At 69.4% G+C, this 2,714-nt stretch carries 3 protein-coding genes; all 3 read right to left on the reverse strand.

What is annotated here, in order from left to right:
* Nucleotides 1-154: 154 nt before the first annotated feature.
* Nucleotides 155-1,534 (reverse strand): hypothetical protein, encoded by a 1,380-nt coding sequence (locus FJY88_13310; GenBank protein ID MBM3288305.1) that lies wholly within the window; start codon nucleotides 1,532-1,534, stop codon nucleotides 155-157.
* Between the two features lie 22 nt (nucleotides 1,535-1,556).
* Complete coding sequence (locus FJY88_13315; GenBank protein MBM3288306.1) at nucleotides 1,557-2,048, reverse strand: (2Fe-2S)-binding protein; 492 nt, start codon at nucleotides 2,046-2,048, stop codon at nucleotides 1,557-1,559.
* Nucleotides 2,045-2,714, reverse strand: a 670-nt coding sequence (locus FJY88_13320; GenBank protein MBM3288307.1) for a xanthine dehydrogenase family protein subunit M, incomplete at its 5' end; no start/stop codon positions are given. The genes FJY88_13315 and FJY88_13320, both read right to left, overlap by 4 nt.

Genomic DNA, 2,714 nt, shown 5'->3' on the forward strand with positions numbered 1-2,714 from the left:
GCGCGTCCTCAGGTTCTCGTAGGAGTAGCAAGCCTCGTGATCGAGCCGATCCTCCGCGCTCTCGCTCCCGTGGTCGAGCGCGCTCGTCCTCCGGCGGCTAGCCCCTCCCGCGACCCGAGCGTTCCCGCGATCTCTCTTGGTTCGATCCGCCTTCCTACTCATCGCCTCGGCCCTTCCGCTCAAGGGACGCGGCGATAGCCCGCGCCGCCCTCTTGGCGTCCCCCACGGCGGCGACGATCGATTGCTCCCCGCCGAGAACATCGCCGCCGGCATAGACATTGTCCATGACCCTGTTCGCGCGCCGGTCCGTACTCGGGTATCCCTGCCGTGTCGCAGGAAGGCCTCGCCAAATGCTCCGCTCCGGCGCCGTGCCCATCGCGAGGATCGCCTGGTCGCACGGCACCGCCAGGGTCGCCCCGGGAATCGGAACCGCCGCTCTCCGTCCTGTCGCGTCGATCCGCCCCAGCCTCATTCTGAGGACCTCGACTCCGGTGAGCTTGCCCCTCTCGCCTGTGAAGCCGGCCGGCGCGACCAGGAAGTGGAAGACCACGCCCACGCGCTCGGCCTCACGGACTTCCCTCTCCCAGGCCGGCATCAGGTCGCGCGTTCTGCGATAGAGGACTCTGACTCGGGGGGGGTGCCCTCCCATCTCCTCCGCGCAGCGGATCACGGCCATCGCCGCGTCCACGGCGACGTTTCCCCCTCCGATCACGACCACGTCGCGCCCGACGCGGTTCGCGTAGCGCTTCCTCCTGCACTCCTCCAGAAAGGCCACCGCGGACACGACACCTCTGAAGTCGCACCCCGGAACGCTCCGATCCGCAGCCACCACCCCCGGCGCCGCGAAGACCGCGTCGTGCCGCTTGGCGAGCGCGGCGATGTCCGTCACGCGCGTCTCGAGCTTCAGATGGATGTCGGGCAAGGGGGCGCTCGCGCCTCTCCGCCCGCGCGAGGCCGCCCCACGCCCGCTGGCGAGCGCAGCAGCCCGACCGATCGCGAACGCCGCGTCCCGACCGACGGCCTCGGCGGGGAACCTGTACAAAGGAATCGCTCCCGCAAGCACGCCGCCGATCTCTCCGCGCGCCTCATAGAGGGTGACCTCGATGCCGAGGCGCCTCAGCTCCGCCGCGCAGGCGAGACCGCCGGGGCCCGCGCCTACGATCGCCACGCTCCCCCTGCCCCGGACGGCGCGGCGGACGGAGCGCGGCCCCATCGCCTCCTCGGTGTCGGTCGCGAAGCGATGGAGCCTCCTGATCTCGACGGGACGATCGATCGATCGCCTCACGCAGACGGAGGCGCAGAGCTGCTCGTCGGGACAGGCGAGGCCGCAGCTCGAGGCCATCGCGTTCGCGCTTCTCACGGCCTCCGCCGCGCCCCGCGCATTCCCGCTCATGATCATCCGGATGAAGCGGGGGATCACGATGCCCGCGGGACAGCGGCGCGCGCAGGGAGGATCGAAGCATTGGAGACATCGCTCCGCCTCGCGCATCGCCTGCGAGGAGGTCATGGGCCGCTCGATGAGAATCCTCTCCACCCTCTCCCCCTTGATGGACCTCTCAGGTCCGCTTCCTCGACACTTCCTCGATGGCTTCCACGATCGGGAGGTATCCGGTGCACCGGCACAGGTTGCCGCTGATCGCCCTCTTGATCTCCTCCCTCGAGGGCGTCTCTCCCTTGTCGAGGAGGGCCTTCGCCGACATGAGCATCCCGGGAGTGCAGAATCCGCAGGCGACCGCGTCGTGATCCAGAAAGGCCCGCTGGAGCGGATGTAGGCCTTCGCCGGACTGCGCCACCTCCCCCGCGAGACCCTCCACGGTCTCGATGCGCAGACCCTCGATCTGGCCGGCGAGCAGAAGGCAGCTCGCGACGGCCTCTTCCTCCACGATCACCGTGCACGCGCCGCACTGGCCGATCTCGCATCCGCACTTCGTTCCCGTGAGCAGGAGGTGATCCCTCAAGAGCGAGAGCAGCGTCGTCTCCGGAGGAACTCGGACGGCGCGATCCACGCCGTTCAGCAGAAAGCGCACGTCGATGAGTCGTGCGTTCATCTCGCCTCCCCCGCGGCCCTGCCGAGCGCCCGCCTTACCAGCGCCGCCACCACGGGCTCCTTGTAGGGAGTCGACCATCTCTGCCCGACCTGCTTCACCATCGCCGCCGCCATCTCGCGGCCCGCCGCAGTGAACAGATCGTGCTCGGGGACTCTGCCCTCGAGCATCTCTTCGATCTCCCGGAAGCGGCGAGCGGTCGGCGCCACGGATCCCGCCGCGAGACGAACCGTCCGCATGCGGCCGTCATCGCTCCTCGCGATGACAGCGGCGACGCTCATCCGCGAGATCGAGAGGGCGTTCCTCCTCCCGAGCTTGATGAAGCTCGATCCCGCCCCCGGCGGCGTGGCGGGAAACCGGATCTCGGATAGGATCTCGTCATCGGCCACCGCCGTCTCGTACGGACCGATGAGGGCCTCTTCCAGAGCGATCTCGCGGCGAGCGCGACGAGACAGGAGCACGAGCCGGGCATTGAGGGCGGCCAGCGCGGGCAGCGTGTCGGCGCAGGGGGAAGCGTTACAGAGATTCCCTCCGATGGTTCCCCGGTTGCGAATCTGCGGGGAACCGATCTGGGCGCACGACTCGCAGAGGAGGCGACCGCGCCGGAGCAACTCCGGATCCCGCTCCGCCTGAGCGTGCGTCACGAGGGCGCCCACTCTCACCACCGTC

Source organism: Candidatus Eisenbacteria bacterium (genome assembly GCA_016867495.1).
In the GTDB taxonomy this organism is placed as follows: domain Bacteria; phylum Eisenbacteria; class RBG-16-71-46; order CAIMUX01; family VGJL01; genus VGJL01.

Coding starts and splice junctions, on each gene's coding strand:
- FJY88_13315 (MBM3288306.1), bottom strand. CDS start 2,048: ATGAACGCACGACTCATCGACGTGCGCTTTCTGCTGAACGGCGTGGAT.